The organism is Rathayibacter sp. AY1H3 (genome assembly GCF_002932015.1).
The window spans coordinates 1-19,123 of the sequence record NZ_PSUU01000010.1 but is presented as its reverse complement, the minus strand read 5'-3'; the positions used below and the strand labels follow the sequence as shown (position 1 = coordinate 19,123).

The window sequence follows — 19,123 nt, the reverse complement described above, 5'->3', positions numbered from 1 at the left end:
GACGGCCGCCGGGGGCGATCCCCGGCGGCCGTCGTCGTCACGTCACTTGCAGGTGAGAGCGGAGTACGCGGCCTGCTTCGTGGTGGTCACCGATGCTCCGTCCACGGTCGCCGTCGCGGTCACCGTCGCCGAGCCCGCGGCCACCGAGGCGGCGCGGGTGGTGAAGGCGTGCGAGGCGCTCGACCCGGGAGCGATCCCGGTGAACGCCTTCGAGCCCCAGGCGGAGCCGAGGGTGATCGCCGCCGGGACCTTCGCGTCGTTCCGAGCGGAGACCGTCACCACGACCTTGCCCGCCACGCAGCGGCTGGTGGCCGTCACGGTGGTCGGCACCGTCGCCGCGGAGGCGCGGACGATGGAGAGGCGGTAGGTCGCTGTCGTCGTGTGGTCCTGCGCCGACGACTCGACGACCACGCTCGTCGTCCCCGAGGCCGCGAGCGGCACGGTGCGGCGGACGGTGTCGTCGATCAGCACGCCGTCGACCTTCACCAGGCCGCTGGGCACGGCCGGGTCCAGGTCGAGCGAGACGCTCGTCGTACCGGCCGGCACCGTGAGCGTGTGGTCCCTGACCCCGGCGGCGAGAGCCGGCGAGAGCGTCCCGACGTCGGAGGAGAGCTTCGTCAGCTCCGGGTCCGCAGCGTAGGTGGTCGACTCGGTCGTGTAGACCCCGAAGACACCGCCGACGTAGCTGGATCCGGTGCCCTGGAAGCGCACCGTGACGACGGGGATCTTCTGCCCCTTCGCGTCGAGCACGTACTTCCCGCTCTGGTCGCGCTTGTAGCTGTCCTTCGCGGCGAGACCGCTGAGGATCGACGCCGGGATCCGGTCGTACTGGACGTACCAGCTCGTCGCTCCGGCCGCTCCCGAGACCACCTCGGTCTTGAGCTTCACGTCGTTGAGGTAGACGTCGAAGGTGCGTCCCGCGTCGCCGCCGTAGTAGCGGACCCCGAGGTAGTTCGCCGGCAGAGCCGGGTCGACGATCATGTCGTACTGGAAGTACGCCTCCGCCGAGCGCTCGCCGTCGCGGTACCCCTCGCCGCGCCAGGTCCCCACCGAGGACCGCGCGGTCTTGTAGTTCTTGTCGGCCTCGCTGTTGTTGTTGTCGAAGGAGGTGAGGGAGTCGATCGTCGTCTCGTCGACGCGCAGCTGCTCCTTCTGCGTCCGGATCAGCTCCTGGGCCGCGGCCGAGTCGGGCTCGATCAGGGTCATGTAGGTCGCGTAGCGGGCGTTGTAGAGGCTGTAGTACGGAGTGAACACCCGGGCGGCGGACGCGGCGTCGACGTTCTTCATGCCGAAGCGCATCGTCGTGCGGCCGTTGCCGTCCGCGCCGTCGGGCAGGCGGACCAGGTTGCCGCGGACCGCGGACTTCCAGGCCGCGGAGTCCGCGACGACGACGTTCGAGTTCACGGACTTGTCGGCCGTGCCCATGCGCACCAGGACGCCGGCGACGTAGGAAGCCTCGACGTTCGAGCGGTTGAGCTCGGTCGCCAGCAGCACCGGTCCGTAGCGGAACGCGGTCCAGTCGGGGTTCTCCGTGTCCGCGACCGCGCTGACCGCGGCGGGCAGCTTCCAGGTCAGCACGTCACCGGCGGCGACGGCGACCGAGACGTATCCGGCCTGGGCCGTGACGGCACGGACGGCACCGTTCACGGTGAGCGTCGGCGCTCCGTCGATCCAGGACGGCACGCGCAGCTTGAGGGTCGTGTCCGCGGCCACGGCTCCTCCGGCCAGCGCTTCGACCCTCAGGGTCGCCGTGTCCGTGCTCGGGATGTCCGCCGTCTGGGTCAGCCGGAGGTTGTTCGCGGAGGAGCGGAGGACCGAGGAGCGGAACTGGTTCACGAAGACGGTCTTCGGCTTCTCGAAGTAGATCGAGTCGCCGAGCTTGGTGAAGCTCTCGATACCCGAGCCGTGGTCGCACCAGAACTCGTCGAGCTCGTGCCCGAAGACCTTGGCGTAGCCCGCGGTCTGCGGCTGGAAGTAGGTCACCATGCCGGTGTCCGGGTTCTGCACCGAGAGGACGCCGTTGATGAACGTCTCCTCGTAGAAGTCGGCGTACTTCACGTCCTCGGTCACCTGGAACAGCGCCCGGGTGAGCTTGAGCATGTTGTAGATGTTGCAGCCCTCGGAGGTCGAGTTCTCGCCGTAGCCGGTGGTCTGGCCGTTCGTGGCGTACTCGTACAGGGTGCCGGGGGCGTGGAAGTGCTCGGACTGGCTGTTGCCGCCGTTGGCGTAGGTGTGGGTCTCGTCGACCATGCGCCAGAAGTTCTCGGCGGCACGGCGGTACATGTCGAGATCCGACTTCTCCGCGGCGGTGAGCGTGGCGTAGAGCGCCGGGTCGTCGGTGAAGACGCGGTAGCGCTTCAGCGCGCCGATCAGCTTCGGGACGGTCGTGTTCGCGTGCAGCCCGTTGAGGACGTCCTCGTTGTTCGCGAGCTTCTGGAACAGCGCGGTCTCGTCGAAGTACTCGGCCGCGCGCTTGTGGGCCGGGTCGTGCGTGGTCTCGTACAGGCGGTAGAGCGCCTCGTTCATTCCGCCGTACTCCGTGTTCAGGAGCTGCCCGGGGTTGGCCTGGCGGCCCGCCCAGGCGGTGATCCAGCTGCCGAAGCCGCCGGCGACGGTGAGCGCCTTCTGCGAGACGGCGTCGGGCGCCTGGTCGTGGGCGTCGAGGAGGCCTGCGAGCACCTTGTGCAGGTTGTAGAAGGGGACGAGCAGGCCGTCGCCGCCCGAGGGGAGGTAGCGGGTCGGGAACGGCGAGACGTAGCCGGCGTTCGCGGGGTCCTTCAGCGCGTAGGCGTCCTGGACCTTCTTCAGACCGTCGACGGAAGCGGTGAGCTTCGCGAGCAGAGCCGCCTTGGTGGCCGCGTCCTCCTCGGTCGCGTAGGCCTGCGAGAGCGCCGAGAGGTAGTGGCCGAAGAAGTGGCCCTGGAACCGGGTGCCGTTCTCGCGCTCCCAACCCCCGTATCCGCCGCTGGTGGTCGGCGTGAGCCCGGCCTCGCGGTAGAAGGAGTAGAGGAACATCTCGGGGTCGAGGCTCAGCAGGTACTCGACGGTCTGCTGCTCCCCGTTCTCGAGGTAGGGGTCCTGCACGGAGACGTCGGACAGGCCGGCCTCCAGAAGGTAGTTCGACGTCTTCACTCCCCGGGGCTGCACCTGGAGAGTGTAGGTCTTCGTGACCGCGGTGCTGCCCCCGTAGGTGGCGGAGCCGGTGAGGACGACCTGCGTCGCGGAGCCGGTGGGCGGCGTGACCGCGGCCGTGCCTCCGCTGATCGCGACGGTCGCCGGGTCGGAGGAGGTCCAGCTGAGGGCGGACCCCTTCGCGCCGACGGTGGGCAGGGTGAAGCCGGTGCTGGTGCTCGCGGGCGGGGCGACCAGCTCGAGGTCGGCCCGGGCGATGCTCGCGGGGTCGAAGGAGGGGTTCCCGGCCTTCGTCAGGGCGACGACGTCGGTGGTGGTGGCGACGCCGTTGTAGAGCGCGTAGTCGTCGAGCAGGCCGCGCAGGTGCGCGCCGTTGTACTGGGGGCCGTTGAAGCCGAGGGTCTTCGTCGACGTGCTCTCGGAGCCGAGGACGCCGGACGCGGAGGAGGACGGCGCGGTCTTGACGACGGCGGTCTGCTTCACCCCGTTGCGGTAGAAGGCGACGGCCTTGGTGCTCTTGTCGTACGTGGCGACCACGTGCGTCCACTCCCCCGCGGGGAAGAAGCTGGAGCGCGCGGTCTCGACGGCGACCTTGTACGGCTGACCGCCGGACGGGCCGATCGAGAGCGCGAGCGGGGTGCCGTCGCCCTCGGAGGTGAGGTACCAGCCGTCGGAGTTGTAGGCGGTCTTGTTCCAGGTGAAGACCTGCTCACCGGTCATCGCGCTGGTCGGCTTGTACCAGAACGAGACGGTGAGGTCGGCGGGCTGCAGCGCCGCCGCAGTGCCGAGCGAGATCGCGTTCGATCCGGTGAACTCGAACGCCCGGCCGTTCAGGCCGGTGCCGTAGGAGGCGGTGCCCTTCTGCATCCCGAGGGCGGTACCACGACCGCTGGTGTCGGCGAGCGACCCGTCGAACGGGAGCTCGAGCACCTTCGCGGCGTCGAGCGAGGTGGTGGGGGCGGCCTGAGCCGTGGGGCCGACCGACAGGAGACCCGCCGTCAGCGCCATCACCGCCACGGTGGCCAGGGGGAGTCGTCGTCGCATTCGTGAGGCCTCTCGTCGTTGAGAAATCCGGCCCAGGGGGGCGGGCCGCCTCGAATGTTACCGTTAACAACTGTTTTCGGTGAGGTTTCGGTGAGAGGACTGACAGGGTCCTCGGGTGCTCAGCGGCGCCGGTCCAGAGCCGCCCGGAGGTACGGAGCGGTGCGGCTGCCCGCGGCCTCGGCGACCTCCTCCGGAGTGCCCGTCGCGACCACCGAGCCGCCGGCCCGGCCCGCTCCCGGGCCGAGGTCCACGACCCAGTCCGCGTCGGCGACGACGCGCATGTCGTGCTCGACGACGATCACCGTGTTGCCCGCGTCGACCAGGTGCTGCAGGTGCTCGAGCAGGCGGTCGGCGTCGGCGGGGTGCAGGCCCGACGTCGGCTCGTCGAGCAGGTAGAGCGTGTCCCCGCGCTGGGCGCGACGCAGCTCCGAGGCGAGCTTCACCCGCTGCGCCTCTCCCCCGGACAGCTCGGGCGCCGGCTGGCCGAGCGAGACGTAGCCGAGCCCCACGTCCACCAGCGCGTCGAGGTGGCGGGCGACCTCGCGGTCCTCGGCGAAGGCCTCGCGCGCATCGGCGACGCTCAGCGCGAGGACGTCGGCGATCGTCCGGCCGCCCAGGGTGACCTCGAGGGTCTCGTCGTTGTACCGGGTGCCGCCGCACGCCGTGCAGGGCGCCTCGACGGTCGGGAGGAACAGCAGCTCCACCTCCACGGAGCCCTCGCCCTTGCAGACGGGGCAGCGCCCGCTGGGCAGGTTGAAGGAGAAGCGGCTCGCCGAGAAGCGGCGGCGCTTCGCCTCCGGTGTGGCCGCGAAGAGCGTCCGCACCCGGTCGAACAGGCCCGTGTAGGTCGCGACGTTCGAGCGCGAGGTCCGGCCGATCGGGGTCTGGGTCACCTGCACCACCCGGCGCAGGCGGTCCGCGGGCCCGGAGGCGGTGCCGCGGGTCGCCGCCGCAGCCGCGTCGAGCAGCGGGTCCGCCTCCCCACCCTCCTCGGCCGGCGCGTCCTCGGCGACGTCGGCGCGGAGCGAGGCGCGCAGCAGATCGGGCAGCGCCTGGTTCACGAGCGTCGACTTGCCCGATCCGGAGACGCCGGTGACCGCGGTGAGAACCCCGACCGGGAACGCGACGGAGAGGTCGTCGAGCGTGTGCCGCGAGACTCCGGCGAGCTCGATCCACTGCTCCGCGGTGCGGCGGGAGCGCAGCGGCGCCGGGTCGCCCTCGGGGAAGAGGTAGCGGCGGGTGACGGAGTCGCGGGCGCCCGGCAGGCCGTCGAGCGGGCCGGAGTAGACGACGGTGCCGCCCCCCGACCCCGCGCCCGGGCCGATGTCGACGATCCAGTCGGCCTCGCGGATGACGTCGAGGGAGTGCTCGACGAAGAAGACGGTGTTGCCGGTCGCCCGCAGGGTCCGCAGGATGCCGAGCAGCGCCTCCGTGTCGGCGGGGTGCAGGCCCGTGGACGGCTCGTCGAGCACGAAGACGACGCCGAAGAGGCGCGAGAGCACCTGCGTTGCGAGGCGCATCCGCTGGAGCTCCCCCGAGGAGAGCGTCGGCGTGGAGCGGTCGAGCGAGAGGTGGCCGAGGCCCAGGTCGACGATCGGCGCGAGGCGGGCGACGAGGTCCTCGACCAGCCGCTGCGCGGCCAGGCGGGTCTGCGGAGCGCCGTCGGCCGGGGTCCAGCCGGGCTCCAGCACGCGCCGCGCGACGACGACCAGCTCCTCGAGCGGGAGCGCTGACAGCTCGGTGATGTCGAGCCCCTCGAAGGTGACGGCGAGCGCGTCGGGCTTCAGCCTCTGGCCGCCGCACACCGGGCAGGCGACGCTGACGACGAACGAGGCCGCGCGCTCGCGCATCCGGGCGCTCTTCGAGCCGGCGAAGGTGTCGAGCACGTAGCGGCGCACCCCGAGGAACGTGCTCATGTAGCGCGGCTCGTCACCGGCCGCCACGGCCGCGCGCACCTCCGCGGGAGAGCGGTCGGTCCACACGGGAACCTGCGGGGAGTCGGGAGTGTGCAGGATCCAGTCGCGGTCCTCCGCGGGCAGGTCGCGCCACGGAGCGTCGATGTCGTGTCCGAGCGAGATCAGGCTGTCGCGCAGCTGCTTGCCGTGCCAGGCGGTCGGCCAGGCGGCGAGCGCCCCGTCGCGGATCGAGAGCGAGTCGTCCGGCACCATCAGCTCGTCGGGGACGTCGTAGACCCGGCCGATGCCGTGGCAGCTCGGGCAGGCGCCCTGCACGGTGTTGGCCGAGAAGTCCTCCGCGAGCAGCATCGGCGCGCCCTCGGGGTAGGCGCCGATGCGCGAGAACACCATCCGCACCACGCTCGAGAGCGTCGTCGCACTGCCGACCGTGGAGCGGGCCGAGCCTCCGGAGCGCCGCTGCGGGAGGGCGACGGCCGGCGGCAGGCCCTCGATAGAGTCGACGTCCGGCACGCCGACCTGGTCGATCAGCCGCCGCGCGTAGGGGGCGACCGACTCGAAGTAGCGGCGCTGCGCCTCCGCGTAGAGCGTGCCGAAGGCGAGCGAGCTCTTGCCCGATCCGGAGACCCCCGTGAAGGCGACGAGGGCGTCGCGCGGCACGTCGACGTCGATGCTCCGGAGGTTGTTCTCGCGGGCGCCGCGCACGCGGACGTGGTCGAGGGGGTCGGTGGTTCCAGGCGCGCTCATCCGTACAGCCTGCCGTGCCGGGATGTGGGGCGGCCGCCGCGGAGCTCCGAGGCGCTCGACGCCGAGACGGCCCGCTCCCGGCCGAGGCACCGCGGTGGGGCGGTGTCTCGGCGGGGGCGGGCCGTCTCGGCGTCAGCGGCGCGCGTGCGTCAGCAGGTGCGCGCCGGGTAGGCCGCGGTCAGGGCGCCCGCGGTGAGCGAGGCGGCCGGGACCGAGGCCTGACGGGTGGTGAAGGCGGCCGAGGCGCTGGCGCCGGGGGCGGCGGTCAGCGTCTGCGAGGCGCCGAACGGCGAGCGGATGACGACCGAGAGGGGCGTCGTGCCCGTGTTCTTCACCACTCCGGTGAGGACGACCTTGCCCGCGACGCAGCGGGTGGACGCGGTGAGCGTCGAGGTCGGTGCCGTCACCACCACGGTCGCGGTGACCGTGACGGCCGTGGAGCTCGAGAGCCGACGGTCGGCGGCGTTGTAGGCCGTCGATCCGTTCGCGCCCACCCACTGGTTGTCGTTCGCACCGATCGTGCGGACGACTCCGGTGACGGAGTAGCGGCCGGGCGCCGTCGCCACCGCGGAGGTGTTCCAGGTGACCGGCTGCGAGGCGGTGCCCCGGTTGTAGGCGAGCACGACGTCGGCGCGGGCGGGCAGAGCCGCCGCGGCGTCGGTGCCGGAGGCGACCGTCACCTCGCCGAGGTCCGAGCGGACCGCGGAGGCGGCGTCGGCCGAGCGGACCTCGGCGTACTGCCCCGCGGTCAGCGAGACGATGCCGCCGTGCTTGGTCGACGAGGCGAGCGAGAAGCCCGGGTCGGTGAGCTGGGTCCAGCCCGTGTCGAGGTCGTTCGTCACCATCGGCTTGTAGCCGGTCGCGGGGATCACGTCGACGTACAGGTACCAGGTGTCCTCGCCGTGGTCCTTGAACACCGCGGGGCCCTCGACCCCACCGGGGTTGCCGCCGGACCACACCGCGCCGATGCGCGACTGGATCTGCGTCCACGAGGTCGTCGGCAGCCACCAGGTCGCCGAGGTGGTCGACTCCATGTAGATGCCCTTGCCGGTGCCGTTGTCCTTCGAGATCCGGTAGGTCGTGCCGGAGTCCTGGATCAGCGTGGTGTCGATCGTGTCGGCCCCGGTGTCGATGAAGGTGCCGCCGTACGAGTAGGTGGCCTGCGTGAAGTCCGTGGTCGCTCCCCAGAGCACGCGGGAGGATCCGGTGCCCGGCGTGTGCGCCGCGGTCGGGTAGACCGTCGAGGACCAGTAGACGACGAACGCGCCCTTGCCGGGTCCCGCGTAGTCCGGCACCCACGTGGCCTCGGGAGCCCACATCATGCCGGCCTCGAGCTTCTTCGTCCCCGCGGCGTCGAGCGCCACGTCGAACTGGCGGACGTCGCTCCACGACACGAGGTCGCTCGACTCCCAGACGTTCATCTTCGTGCTGCCCTTGGTGGTCCAGTAGCACCAGGTGTCGCAGGTGCTGGGGCCCCGGTCGCCGCCGAAGACGCGGAGGTCCGTGGCGATGATGTAGTACTTCTTCGTGTCGGGGTTGTAGGTCAGGTACGGGTCGCGGACACCGGTGGTGCCGAGGTCGGAGGCCAGGATCGGCTTCGCGCCGTTGAGCGGGTCCCACTTCTCCGGGTCGTCGCCGCGGGAGACGTCGAGGTAGATCTTCTCGGCGTAGCCCTGGGAGTCCTCGACGAAGTGGACCATCAGGTAGCCGTAGGGGGTGTCGACGCCGACCTGCGGCTCGACCGTCACGGCGATCGAGCGGGTCTGCACGATTCCGCGGATCGACGCCGTCGCGGTGAGCGACGAGGTGCGCGCGGCCTGGCCCACGGCGGGGCGGTCGGCGCTGAGGGTGCGGCCGTCGGCCGAGACGCGCAGGGTCGGGTCGCTGGAGGACCAGGTCACCGCTCCTCCGTAGTCGGGCAGGTTCGTGGTCGAGTCGTCGACGGTGAGCGGGGCGACCCCGGCCAGCACGGCGGCGGCGATCGGGGAGAACGTGGAGGCGTGAGGCTTCGCGTCGACGCTCGACACGGCCACCACCTCCGCCCCGGTGAGCGCGCGGTCGTAGACGCGGAACGCCGAGACCTCGCCCGTGTAGAACGGGTCGGGGTACGGTGCGCGGCCGATCGTGTTGAGCGACTGGTCGGCCACCGACGAGGGGCGCAGGGCGGTGGGCGCCGAGGCGACCTGGACGCCGTCGACGAAGAACGAGATCGTGCCGGCGCTGCCGTCGATCACCGACGTGAGGCTGTACCAGCGGTCGGCGGTGAGGGCGGAGGCGCTGCGGGCGTTGTTCTCGCCGTTCCCTCCGCTGGTCGTGATCGCGGTGCGCACGCGATCGCGGACGGACGCGAACCAGTACTGGTTCGTGCTGTCGCTGCCGATGTTCCACAGGAAGTGGAAGTTCGAGAGCATCGACGCGTCGGCGCGGGTCTCGATCGTGACGGTGGCCGACGAGCGACCGGTCAGCAGGTTCGCGGGCAGCTGCACCCAGGGGGCGGTGGTGCTGCTCTTGGGGCCGCCGGTGAGGCGGAGCGACGTGCCGGTCCAGAGCGCGTCGGTCGCGTTGCGGACGGTGGCGGCTCCCACGCCTCCGCTCACGGTGTTCGGGACCGTGCTGCCGGTGGTCTGCGTGAACCGGTAGTCGGCGAGGAGGCCCTGCTGCGGGATCACGGCATCGGCCGCCTGCGCGGCCGGAGCCGGGGCGACGAGGCCCGAGAGCAGCACTGCTCCGAGGCCGAGCGCGGCGAGCGCTGCGCGCAGCGGCGCTCGCCGCGCGGGTGTGGTGGTGGGGGGCATGGTGCTCCTTCAGTGGAGTGGTGCGGTTCAGGGAGGGGGAGAGGATCTCGGGGTGCCGAGCCCTGCTGGGTCGAGCAGCGCCGTCAGGGGCGTGTCGGAGCCTGTGTGCGGAGCACGAAGGGCTCGATACGCCGCCGGGCGGCTGCTCGACCGGCAGGGAGGGGCAGCTGCTCGACCGGCACGAGGGATCAGCCGCCGGGGTTCGTGTCGGTGTACCCGGTGGTCGGGGCGGTGGTGCCGAGTGCCGCGAGGGTGGGCGCCTTCCGCATCACGACGGGGTTGCCCGGGCTGTCGCGACCATGGAGCAGTCGCCGTCGTGGAACTCGATCGCGGGGTCGGCGGTGTCCGGCGCGATCGGGTCGGTGGAGGTCGGCTTGCCGAGGGCGACGGCCGGGGAGGCGGCGGTGAAGGGCAGCGGAGCCACCGCGGCGAGGAGGATCAGCAGCCCGGCCGTGTGGCGGCGCCGGAGCCCCGCGGATCGGGGGAGCTCGGCGTCGACGGGCGTCGATGCGGTCGTCATCGTGACTCCATCGTCAGGGGCGGCGTGGGGCCCGGAGGCGCACCGTGAGCGGCGCGCCCCCGGGGGCGGGGGGGGCTGCGGAGAGGCGCCGGAGGGCGCCAACAGGAGAGGCCCGGTGGACCTCGGAGAAGAACTCGCCGTGACTCGCAGGATCCGGCGCGACCTCCACCTCGAGGCCTCCGACGCCGCCAGCTGCACGGTTTGTTCACGGTAACAGGGCGTCTGCGCAAACTCAACGGCCCCCGTGAGCGGGGGTGGCATCACTTCACGGCGCCTGCGGTCCGCGCGGTCGCTCTCGTCACGGAGGAAGGATCCGCGGCGCCCCGTGGAACGGCGCAGGCGACGTGGGCCGGATCGGACGTTCGTCGTGAGTCGTGATCAGCACCGCCGTCCCGAGCCGCCGTCCTCTTTCTTCCACCGCCGCTCGCGCCTCCGCCGCCGCTGTCAAGAGGGGAGAGACGGTCCGCGCCCCTCGCCTAGGGTGCCGGGATGCCCCGCACCCGGACGTCCCGCGCCGCCCTCGCCTGGCGGGAGGCGGTCACCGGCTCGCGCCTCATGCTCGCTCTCAAGACGGCGCTGGCGGTCGGCATCGCCTGGGCCGTCGCGCCGCTCGCTCCCGGAGTCGCGGAGCAGTACCCGTACTACGCGCCGCTCGGCGCCCTCGTCAGCATGTACCCGACCTTGATGGGCTCGGTCCGCACCGGACTGCAGACCCTGCTCGGGCTCGCGGCGGGGATCGGCCTCGCCGCCCTCGTGGTCGTCACCGTCGGACCGACCTGGTGGACGATCCCGCTCGTCGTCGGGATCGGCGTGGTCCTCTCGGGGACGGGGTGGTTCGGCGCGGGCCGCGAGTACGTGCCGATGGCGGCCCTCTTCGTGCTCATCATCGGCGGGGCCGACGCCGAGGACTACTCCCTCGGCTACCTCGTGCAGATGGCGGTGGGCGTGGTGGTGGGGCTGCTGGTGAACGTGGTCGTCGCCCCCGGGCTCACCGTCGAGGCGGCGTCCGCCCGGGTCGACGCGTTCCAGCGCGAGCTCGCGGAGCACCTGCGCCAGCTGGCCGCCGCGCTCGAGGAGACGTGGCCGCCCGAGCACGAGGCGTGGGCGCGCAACGGCGAGGAGCTGGCCCGGACGGCGGAGGAGGTCCGCGCGGCCCTCGCGGACGCGGACGAGAGCCGCAAGGGCAACCCGCGCGCACTGCTGCACCGGCGCGACTCCCGACCCGACCACCTCCGCCTCGAGACGCTCGACGCGATCCTCTTCCACGTCCGCGATCTGAGCGGCGCCCTCGCGGACACCATCTGGGAGCGGCCGGGCGCGCTCCCGTTCGATCCGGCGCTCGGCCCGCCGCTGAGCGAGGCCTGCCGGGCGGTCGCCGACGCGATCGATCGCGACGACGTCGGGTCCCCCGCCGCGCACCGGGCGATCGGGGGCGCGGCCCGCGCGATCCGGCACCTCGTGCAGGTCGTCGACGAGCGGACCGCCGCGACCTCCCGGACCCTCGGGCCCGGCGTCCTCGCGGCGATGCACCTCCGCCGCGTCCTGGTGCGCCTGCAGCACGACGGCGCGGAACCGCAGGAGGAGTGAGGTCTGGCGCCTCCCGCCCCATACTGATATGGTGATGGGACATCGGGAGGACGGGGACGACGTGGAGCGGACGGTGACGACGACGAGCCTCCGTGGTCGCACGCCTGAGCGGGTGACCACGGAGGCTCGTCTGGCCTTCGGGCAGGCGCTACTCGCAGACGAAGAAGGCGACCTCCACGTAGCCCATCGTCTGCGAACGGGTGTCGACGTCGGAGTTCTCGACGGTCACGCCGGACGCGGCGAAGCTGCTGCCTCCTGCGCCCGTCGACGCGTTGGCCGCGTAGGAGCCGCCACCGCGCACCCACAGGGAGGTGCCACCGCCGGCACCGCCGAAGTAACCGCCGCCGCCACCACCGGACGCATAGGTCACCTGGCGGCTCGCGTTCGTCCTCGCTGCGCCGGCACCGCCGTCGCGCCCGGAGCCCGGGCTGCCGAGAACCGTCTCGGTCACGTTGACCGTCGTCACACCGGGCTGCCCCGGCCCGGTCTGGCTTCCGCCGGTGCTCGGGGCCTGCTCCGTGGAGCCGGTGCTGCTGTCCGCGCGCGAGACGGCGCTGTCGTAGCCGGAGCCGCCGACGGGGCCGCCGGACCCCGCGTTCGGCCCGACGCGGGCGGACCGGGTGAAGTCGTTCGAGGTGAAGCCGGCTGCGCTACCGCCGCCGCCGCCCGCGATGACGAGCAGGGAGCCCGCGGCGGTGATCCCGCTGGCCCCGCCCCCTCCTCCGGAGCCGATGTAGCCCGGAGTGCCCGGAGCCCCGCCGTTGCCGAGCCCCCGGCCGCCGGCCTGGTTGCTGCCGCCCGAGCCCGCGGTGATGACGATCTCGGACGCTCCGCCGAGCGCGTCGACGGGGATGGTGCCCGTCACCCGCGCACCGGCGCTGGTGACGTCCGACCCGGTGCGGACGCCGCCGCCGTCTCCGCCGACCGCCGTGAAGCGGACCCACTGGGTTCCCGCGGGCACGGGGATCGTCCGGGCCGCGAGCGCGGTGGTCGAGGTGGCGTCGATGCGCTGCGCGTCCTGCAGGGCGCACTGGGGGGCGGTCGAGGCCGACGCCATCGGAGCGGCGATCGAGGCGGCCACAACAGGAATCGCCCATGCGGCGCCCTTCACCACGGTTCGGCGCTGGGTCAGACGATCGGGGGCGCCGGTCGGCGTGCTGGTGTCTTCGTTCTGCATCGGAGTCCTTCTGTCATCGTGCACCCCTGGGTATCGGGGGCAGAGTCGGGTGAGAGGCGCGGGAGGATGCCCGTGCCGCTCCGACAGAGTCGCCTGCTCCGCGACGGGGCACGCCGCTCGAGGCCGCTCTGGCGCGAACCTGCCCTGAGGCGGCGCGCCGCGCCCCCCGCGCCTCATCCTCAGCGACTTCTCCGCAGCGCCGACCAGTCGTGCACGACGTCGCAGATGCCCCGTCGGACTCGCCGATACGGACCCTCCGAGCGGGCGGCCCGACTCGCGAGCACCCTGGACCGAGCGGCCCGGAGAGCCCGCGACGGCCGAGCGCAGAACCCGACGTCAGTCCGGCGCCGGCCCGCGACGGCCGAACGGGCAGCCCGGCGTCAACCCGGCGTCACGCCCCGACGGCCGAACGGCCAGCCCGGCATCAGCCCGGCGTCAGCCCGGCGTCAGCCCGCGTCGGCGAGCAGCGCCTCGCGGTCGAGCCGCTTCGCGTAGCAGCGCGCGCTCGGCTCGTCGCCCCAGTAGCCGTAGCCCGCGATCGGGTCGTAGCCGGCGCTCGCGTAGAGCGCCATCGCCTCCGGCTGCTCCGTGCCGGTGACCAGTCGGAGCAGCTCCACGCCCTCGCGGGCCGCCAGCCGCTCGACGCCGGCGAGCAGCACGCGGCTGAGCCCGCGGCCCCGCGCGGCGCTCACCACGAACATCCGCTTGATCTCGCCGATCCCGTCCTCGACCGCGAGCGCCACGCAGCCGACGAGCCCGCCGTCGACCTCGAGCAGCAGGGTCGGAGCGTCGGCGGGAGGGCGCGGACCGGTGTCGTCGCCGCCGTAGCGGGCGAGGAGGTCGGCCTCCTGCAGGGCGAAGAGGTCCGTGGCGGCCGGGTCTCCGGCCGTGGTCTCGATCAGGCGGTGCACGGCACGATGCTACGGCGCGGCGGCGAGCCCCGCGGCGATCCCCGTCAGCTGCTCGAGCACGGCCCGCACGGCCGAGCGCTCCAGCGTCTCGGGCCGGGCGAGGCAGTCGATGTGGCGGCCTAGCCCCGGGATCCCGAGCGGCCGCAGCACCACCTCCGGCGTGCGCCGCAGGTCGGTCGTGTACCGCGGCAGCAGCGCCACGCCGTCGCCCGCCGACACGACCGCCGCCGCGACCAGGAAGTCGTTGATCCGGTGCGGGATGCGCGCTTCGCCGCCCGCGAGGACCGCGATGGCGTCGATCGCCCGCTCCAGGGGGAAGCCCTCGTGCACCGCGACCCACTCCTCGTCGCGGAGGTCGGCGGGGCGGACGACGTCCTTCGCGGCGAGCGGATGGTCGCGCCGCAGCGCGAGGTCGAGCGGCTCGAAGAGGAGGGGCGTGGAGCGCACGGTCCCGGGCCACTCGGCGCTGCCGGCGAGCCGGTGCGCGACGACCAGGTCGTGATCCGCGGTCAGCCCGGCGAAGGCGCTCTGCGCCACGTCGAAGTCGGCGAGCGCGACGCCCGGCCGACCCGGTGCGCGCAGCGCCTCCAGCAGCGGGCCGAACATCGCCAGCCCCGCGCTGTGGAACGCGGCGACCGAGACCGTGCCGCTCGGCTCCCCCTCGAAGTCCGCGACCGCCCGGGCCGCGCGCTCGAGCGCCACCTCCACCTCGACCACGGCCGCCGCGAGAGCGCGGCCGGCGGGGGTCAGCGCGGTCCGGCGCCCGTCGCGGAAGGTCAGGGCCGTCGGAGTGCGGCGCTGCAGCGCGCTGATCTGCTGCGAGACGGAGGAGGGGGACACCCGCATCGCGGCGGCGACGGCGGCGATGCTCCCGCGCTCGCCGAGCTCCCGCAGAGCCCTGAGCTGTCCGAGTTCCATGAGTTCCAACTTACGCGTCGGCGAAGAAGATGCAGTCTTGTCCTTCGGGTCTCCGTGCCGCCACGATGAGCCGTGCACGCTCTCCTCTCCCGCTTCCGGGTCGACCTCCTCCTGCTCGTGGTCGCCGCCTCCTGGGGCTCGACCTACTTCGCGGCGAAGGAGCTCGTCACCGACTCGAGCGTGATGGCGCTGCTCGGCTCGCGGATGACCCTCGCCGCCCTGTGCCTGGCCGTGATCGTCGCGGCGCGGCGGCACCGGATCACCGCGGCGGAGTGGCGGGTCGGCGTGACCATCGGGGCGCTGCTCGCGACGATCTTCGCGCTCGAGACCTACGGCATCGCCGGCACCTCCGCCACCAACGCGGGCCTCATCATCAGCCTGACGATCGTGATCACGCCGATCCTCGACTCCGCCGTCTCGAAGCGCCGACTCCCGGGCCGCTTCCTGCTCGCATGCCTCGTCGCGGTCGTCGGGGTCGCGCTGCTCGCGGGCAACGGCTCCCTCCGCCCGCTCTCCCCCGGCGACCTGCTGATCCTCGGCGCCGCCGTCGTGCGGGCCGTGCACGTCACGTCGATGCACCGCCTCTCGGCGCGAGCGCCGATGGACTCCCTCCGCCTGACCACGGTGCAGCTCGGCACCTGCGCCGTCGTCTTCAGCGCCGCGTCGCTCGTCGTCGGCGTGCCGATCCCCGAGTACGTCGCGGGGCTCGACCCCGTGGGCGCCGGCCTGTTGCTCTACCTCGTCCTGGTCTGCACCGTCTTCGGCTTCCTCGTGCAGACGTGGGCGGTCCGCCGCACCTCCCCCTCCCGCGTCAGCCTCCTGCTGGGCACCGAGCCGGTGTGGGCCGCGGTCGTCGGAGTCGCGCTCGCCCGCGACCCGATCGCGCCGGTCGGCTTCCTCGGCATCGCGCTGATCCTCGCGGGCACGGCCTGGGGGCGCTCCCTCGAGCAGCGGACGGCACCCGACGTGCAGACCGCGGCGGCCGCTCCGGAGGCGCTGCTCGCCCCCGAGCCGGAGGACGAGCAACGGCGTCCCGTCGAGCGGTAGCCGGGTCAAGGGACTCGCGTGCGGCGTCCCGATGTGGGGGAATCGGGTCGGGAGGCGTCCGCCGCGGGCGCCGCCGGAGGAGGATCCATGTCGCTCAGCGTGCTGTTCATCGGCGGGACGGGCATCATCAGCGCCGCCTGCGTCCGCGAGGCGCTGCAGCTCGGCCACGACGTGACCGTGCTGAACCGGGGGCGGACGTCGCTCCGCCCGCTGCCCGAGGGCGTCCGCGAGGTGCAGGCCGACGGCCGCGACCGCGACTCCGTCACCGCCGCCCTCGGCGACAAGACCTTCGACGCCGTGATCGACTTCGTCGCCTTCACGCCCGAGCACGTGCAGCAGGACATCGACCTGTTCGCCGGCCGCACGGGCCAGTACGTCTTCATCAGCTCGGCCTCGGCCTACCAGAAGCCGCCGCGCAGCCTCCCGGTCACCGAGTCGACTCCGCTCCGGAACCCCTACTGGCAGTACTCCCGCGACAAGATCGCGTGCGAGGACCTGCTCGTGGCCGAGTACCGCGCGAGCGGCTTCCCGGTCACGATCGTCCGCCCCTCGCACACCTACGACCGCACCGCGCTGCCCGTCGATGGAGGCTGGACCGTCGTCGACCGGATGCGCCGCGGCCAGGAGGTGGTCGTCCTCGGCGACGGCACCTCGCTCTGGACGCTCACGCACGCCGACGACGTCGCCGTCGGCCTGGTCGGCCTCCTCGGCGCCTCCGCCGCGATCGGCGAGGCCTTCCACATCACCGGCGACGAGACGCCGACCTGGGACGAGATCCACCACGACCTCGCCGCGGCGGCCGGAGTCGAGCCGCGCCTCGTGCACGTCGCCTCCGACGCGATCGCCGCCGCCGACCCCGAGCTCGGTGCCGGGATCGTCGGCGACAAGGCGCACTCGATGGTGTTCGACAACGCGAAGATCCGCCGCCTCGTCCCGGCGTACTCCCCCTCGGTGCGCTTCAGCGACGGCGCCCGCGAGATCGTGGAGTGGTACGACGCCGACGAGTCGCGCCGCGTGGTCGACGAGCGGATGAACGGCCTGTTCGACGCGCTGATCGAGCGGTACCGGCCGCGCCCGCTGTGAGGGGCGGGGGGTGCGCGAGTCCGCCGACTCCGCCCCTCCCGGCCGCTGCACCCCGCTCGGCTCCTCCGCCCGCGCCGGCGCCCCCGCTCAGCCGATCGGCTCGAGCCGGACCAGGAACCCGCCCGGCACTCCCGGCTGCAGCTCCTGGTACTCGGACGACACGCGGTAGGAGCCCTCGCCGACCGCCGTCACGGTGAAGGCGTCGTCCGTGCGCGTGCCCGCGAGGAAGACGGTGTAGACATCGGTGCCGTCCTCGGCGGTGCGCTTCCCGGCCGCCGCGCCGACCCAGCGGTGCCCGCCCGGATCGGCCGTCGCCGTCTCCCCGAGGGTCGCGTCGATCGCGGCCGGGTCGACGCCCACGGTGCCGATCCCGTCCTGGCACTCCCGCCAGACGCCCGTGAATCCCGGGTCGGGGTCGGAGTAGCAGAACATCATCGACCCGTCGGGCGCGACGTGCAGGTCGCCGTAGCCGCCGACCACCGGCCCGGAGACGGGGGCGGCCGTGGGCCCGGTCGTCGGCTCGGGGTCGGCCGGCGCGGTGCACCCGGCGAGCGCGAGGACGAGCACCGCCACCGCTCCCGCTCGCCACCTCATGTGCGCAACCTACTGGAGCCGCGCCCCCGCCCGTCCGTGTGCCGAGCCGGGAGTCCGCCGGGAGCCGGCCCGCCCTCAGACCAGCCGGCGGCCGCTGAAGCGGTCGACGGGGGCGTCGTGGCGCATCGCCCGCTCGTACATCCGCCGGAACGGCTCGGTGAGCACGCCGTTCGTGCGGTCCAGCGAGTCCTGCCAGGCCACGATCTCCCCCAGCTGCGCGGCGAGATCCGCGCGGAGGGCCGCCTCGTCGACGGTGGTCGAGACGCCCTTCGAGACGACGATCCGGCCCGCGACGATCACGGTGTCGATCGACGAGCCGTTCTCGGAGTAGACGAGCTGGTTCTCGAGCCGCTGGCGCGGGGTGAAGTTCAGCGTCTCGAGGTCGTAGACGACGAGGTCGGCCTGCTTGCCGACCTCGATGCTGCCGGTGACGCCGTCGAGCACGGCGCTGCGCGCGCCTCCGATCGTTCCGGCCGTGAGCACCTCGGACACGGTCGGCCAGGTGGCGATGTCCGGATCCGTGACCTTGTGCAGGAGCGCCGCGGCCTTCACGACGTCGAGCATGCGCGGAGTGTCGCTGCTCGAGCAGCCGTCGGTGCCGAGGCCGAGGTTCACGCCCGCGTCGTGCAGCGCGCGCCACGGGGCGATGCCCGAGCCGAGCTTGAGGTTCGAGATCGGGTTGTGCGAGACGGACGTGCCGGCGGCGGCGATCCGCTCCATGTCGGAGTCGGTGAGCCAGATCCCGTGGGCGAAGGTCGTGTTCGGCGAGAGCGCGCCGATCCGCTCCATGTACTCGACCAGGGTCGAGCCGTAGGACAGCTCGCCGGTCACCAGCTGCGTCTTCGTCTCGAGGACGTGGATGTGGCACTCCGCCCCGTGCTCGAGCGCCAGCTCGGTCGCCCCCACGAGCAGCTCGGGCCCGCACCGCTGAGGAGCGGACGGGGCGACCATGTAGCGCAGCCGCCCGCCTCCCCTCCCGTGCTGGGTCGCGAACGCCTCGCGGCTGAAGGCGAGGTAGCCCTCCGTCGTCGGGCGCGACGCCGACCGCGCCTGGTCGAGGATCTCCGCGGGCACGTACTCCTCGAGGAACGGCATCGTCTCGTGGAAGGGCCTGCTGATGACGTGGCCCGAGATGTTGGCGCGGACTCCGATCTCGTCGTACGCGTCGAAGACCGCGGCGAGCTGCTCCGCGTCCTGGTCCGGGTTCTCGAGCACGTCGTCGACCAGGGTCGTGACCCCGGCCTTCAGCGATTCGAGGGCGAAGAGCGACGAGCGCAGCCGCACCAGATCCGGAGCGACGCGGCTGTTCCCGAGGATCGGGTACGACAGCAGCATCCACAGCTCGAGCGGCAGGTTGTCGTAGCGGCCCTTGTAGAGGTACTCCCACGAGTGGGTGTGGGCGTTGACGAAGCCGGGGACGACCAGGCGGTCGCGCCCGTCGATCACCTCGTCGCCCGGCTCGGGGACGAGGCCCGGGCCGATCGCGACGATCAGCTCGTCGACGATGCGGATGCTCGCCGTGATCGGGACGGCGCCCGAGACCGGGTCCATGGTGATCACGGCGGCGTCGGAGAGGAAGAGGGGCATGGCGGTTCCGTTCGTGGTGCGGGGTGGGACGGGGCGGGCCGGCTCGCGAGGGGGCCGGCCCGCGGAGG

Annotated in this window: 12 protein-coding genes; 3 read left to right on the top strand and 9 right to left on the bottom strand. The window is 72.9% G+C overall.

The window, feature by feature from the left end; genetic code table 11:
- Positions 1 to 42: 42 nt before the first annotated feature.
- The 4 genes from C5C33_RS05785 to C5C33_RS05770 form a co-directional block, all read right to left on the bottom strand.
- Entirely contained in the window at positions 43 to 4,176 is a 4,134-nt protein-coding gene (locus C5C33_RS05785) for a beta-L-arabinofuranosidase domain-containing protein (protein WP_104260641.1), read from the bottom strand.
- A 119-nt stretch (positions 4,177 to 4,295) separates the two neighbouring features.
- Entirely contained in the window at positions 4,296 to 6,836 is a 2,541-nt protein-coding gene (locus C5C33_RS05780; RefSeq protein ID WP_104260640.1) for an excinuclease ABC subunit UvrA, read from the bottom strand.
- Between the two features lie 149 nt (positions 6,837 to 6,985).
- Entirely contained in the window at positions 6,986 to 9,631 is a 2,646-nt protein-coding gene (locus C5C33_RS05775) for a LamG-like jellyroll fold domain-containing protein (RefSeq protein WP_104248202.1), read from the bottom strand.
- A 268-nt stretch (positions 9,632 to 9,899) separates the two neighbouring features.
- Positions 9,900 to 10,151, bottom strand: coding sequence for a hypothetical protein (locus C5C33_RS05770; RefSeq protein WP_104260639.1), 252 nt, complete (start codon positions 10,149 to 10,151; stop codon positions 9,900 to 9,902).
- Between the two features lie 489 nt (positions 10,152 to 10,640).
- Here C5C33_RS05770 and C5C33_RS05765 point away from each other — a divergent pair, with 489 nt between their 5' ends.
- A complete protein-coding gene (locus C5C33_RS05765) occupies positions 10,641 to 11,738 on the top strand; it encodes an aromatic acid exporter family protein (RefSeq protein ID WP_104248337.1) in 1,098 nt (365 codons plus the stop codon).
- 148 nt (positions 11,739 to 11,886) lie between these two features.
- Here the strand turns inward: C5C33_RS05765 and C5C33_RS05760 are convergent, their stop codons facing one another.
- The 3 genes from C5C33_RS05760 to C5C33_RS05750 all read right to left on the bottom strand — a co-directional run bounded on the left by C5C33_RS05760 (position 11,887) and on the right by C5C33_RS05750 (position 14,744).
- Positions 11,887 to 12,915, bottom strand: a complete 1,029-nt coding sequence (locus C5C33_RS05760; protein ID WP_104351504.1) for a hypothetical protein — start codon at positions 12,913 to 12,915, stop codon at positions 11,887 to 11,889.
- A gap of 446 nt (positions 12,916 to 13,361) precedes the next feature.
- Entirely contained in the window at positions 13,362 to 13,826 is a 465-nt protein-coding gene (locus C5C33_RS05755; protein ID WP_104226986.1) for a GNAT family N-acetyltransferase, read from the bottom strand.
- Positions 13,827 to 13,835: 9 nt separating this feature from the next.
- Positions 13,836 to 14,744, bottom strand: a complete 909-nt coding sequence (locus C5C33_RS05750; RefSeq protein WP_104260676.1) for a LysR family transcriptional regulator — start codon at positions 14,742 to 14,744, stop codon at positions 13,836 to 13,838.
- Between the two features lie 72 nt (positions 14,745 to 14,816).
- Between C5C33_RS05750 and C5C33_RS05745 the strand changes: the two genes are divergently transcribed.
- Both C5C33_RS05745 and C5C33_RS05740 read left to right on the top strand, forming a co-directional pair.
- Positions 14,817 to 15,791 (top strand): DMT family transporter, encoded by a 975-nt coding sequence (locus C5C33_RS05745; RefSeq protein ID WP_219814111.1) that lies wholly within the window; start codon positions 14,817 to 14,819, stop codon positions 15,789 to 15,791.
- Between the two features lie 87 nt (positions 15,792 to 15,878).
- A complete protein-coding gene (locus C5C33_RS05740) occupies positions 15,879 to 16,874 on the top strand; it encodes an SDR family oxidoreductase (protein ID WP_104248338.1) in 996 nt (331 codons plus the stop codon).
- Between the two features lie 87 nt (positions 16,875 to 16,961).
- Here the strand turns inward: C5C33_RS05740 and C5C33_RS05735 are convergent, their stop codons facing one another.
- Together C5C33_RS05735 and C5C33_RS05730 are read right to left on the bottom strand one after the other, a co-directional pair.
- On the bottom strand, positions 16,962 to 17,468 hold the full coding sequence (locus C5C33_RS05735) for a hypothetical protein (RefSeq protein ID WP_146082447.1): 507 nt from the start codon (positions 17,466 to 17,468) through the stop codon (positions 16,962 to 16,964).
- Positions 17,469 to 17,543: 75 nt separating this feature from the next.
- A complete protein-coding gene (locus C5C33_RS05730) occupies positions 17,544 to 19,055 on the bottom strand; it encodes an amidohydrolase family protein (RefSeq protein ID WP_104248340.1) in 1,512 nt (503 codons plus the stop codon).
- Positions 19,056 to 19,123: the final 68 nt, after the last annotated feature.

What these genes read in the sequence shown, in the direction of transcription:
- C5C33_RS05785 (WP_104260641.1), bottom strand. Translation starts at nt 4,176, where the DNA reads ATGCGACGACGACTCCCCCTGGCCACCGTGGCGGTGATGGCGCTGACG.
- C5C33_RS05780 (WP_104260640.1), bottom strand. Translation starts at nt 6,836, where the DNA reads ATGAGCGCGCCTGGAACCACCGACCCCCTCGACCACGTCCGCGTGCGC.
- C5C33_RS05775 (WP_104248202.1), bottom strand. Translation starts at nt 9,631, where the DNA reads ATGCCCCCCACCACCACACCCGCGCGGCGAGCGCCGCTGCGCGCAGCG.
- C5C33_RS05770 (WP_104260639.1), bottom strand. Translation starts at nt 10,151, where the DNA reads ATGACGACCGCATCGACGCCCGTCGACGCCGAGCTCCCCCGATCCGCG.
- C5C33_RS05765 (WP_104248337.1), top strand. Translation starts at nt 10,641, where the DNA reads ATGCCCCGCACCCGGACGTCCCGCGCCGCCCTCGCCTGGCGGGAGGCG.
- C5C33_RS05760 (WP_104351504.1), bottom strand. Translation starts at nt 12,915, where the DNA reads ATGCAGAACGAAGACACCAGCACGCCGACCGGCGCCCCCGATCGTCTG.
- C5C33_RS05750 (WP_104260676.1), bottom strand. Translation starts at nt 14,744, where the DNA reads ATGGAACTCGGACAGCTCAGGGCTCTGCGGGAGCTCGGCGAGCGCGGG.
- C5C33_RS05740 (WP_104248338.1), top strand. Translation starts at nt 15,879, where the DNA reads ATGTCGCTCAGCGTGCTGTTCATCGGCGGGACGGGCATCATCAGCGCC.
- C5C33_RS05735 (WP_146082447.1), bottom strand. Translation starts at nt 17,468, where the DNA reads ATGAGGTGGCGAGCGGGAGCGGTGGCGGTGCTCGTCCTCGCGCTCGCC.
- C5C33_RS05730 (WP_104248340.1), bottom strand. Translation starts at nt 19,055, where the DNA reads ATGCCCCTCTTCCTCTCCGACGCCGCCGTGATCACCATGGACCCGGTC.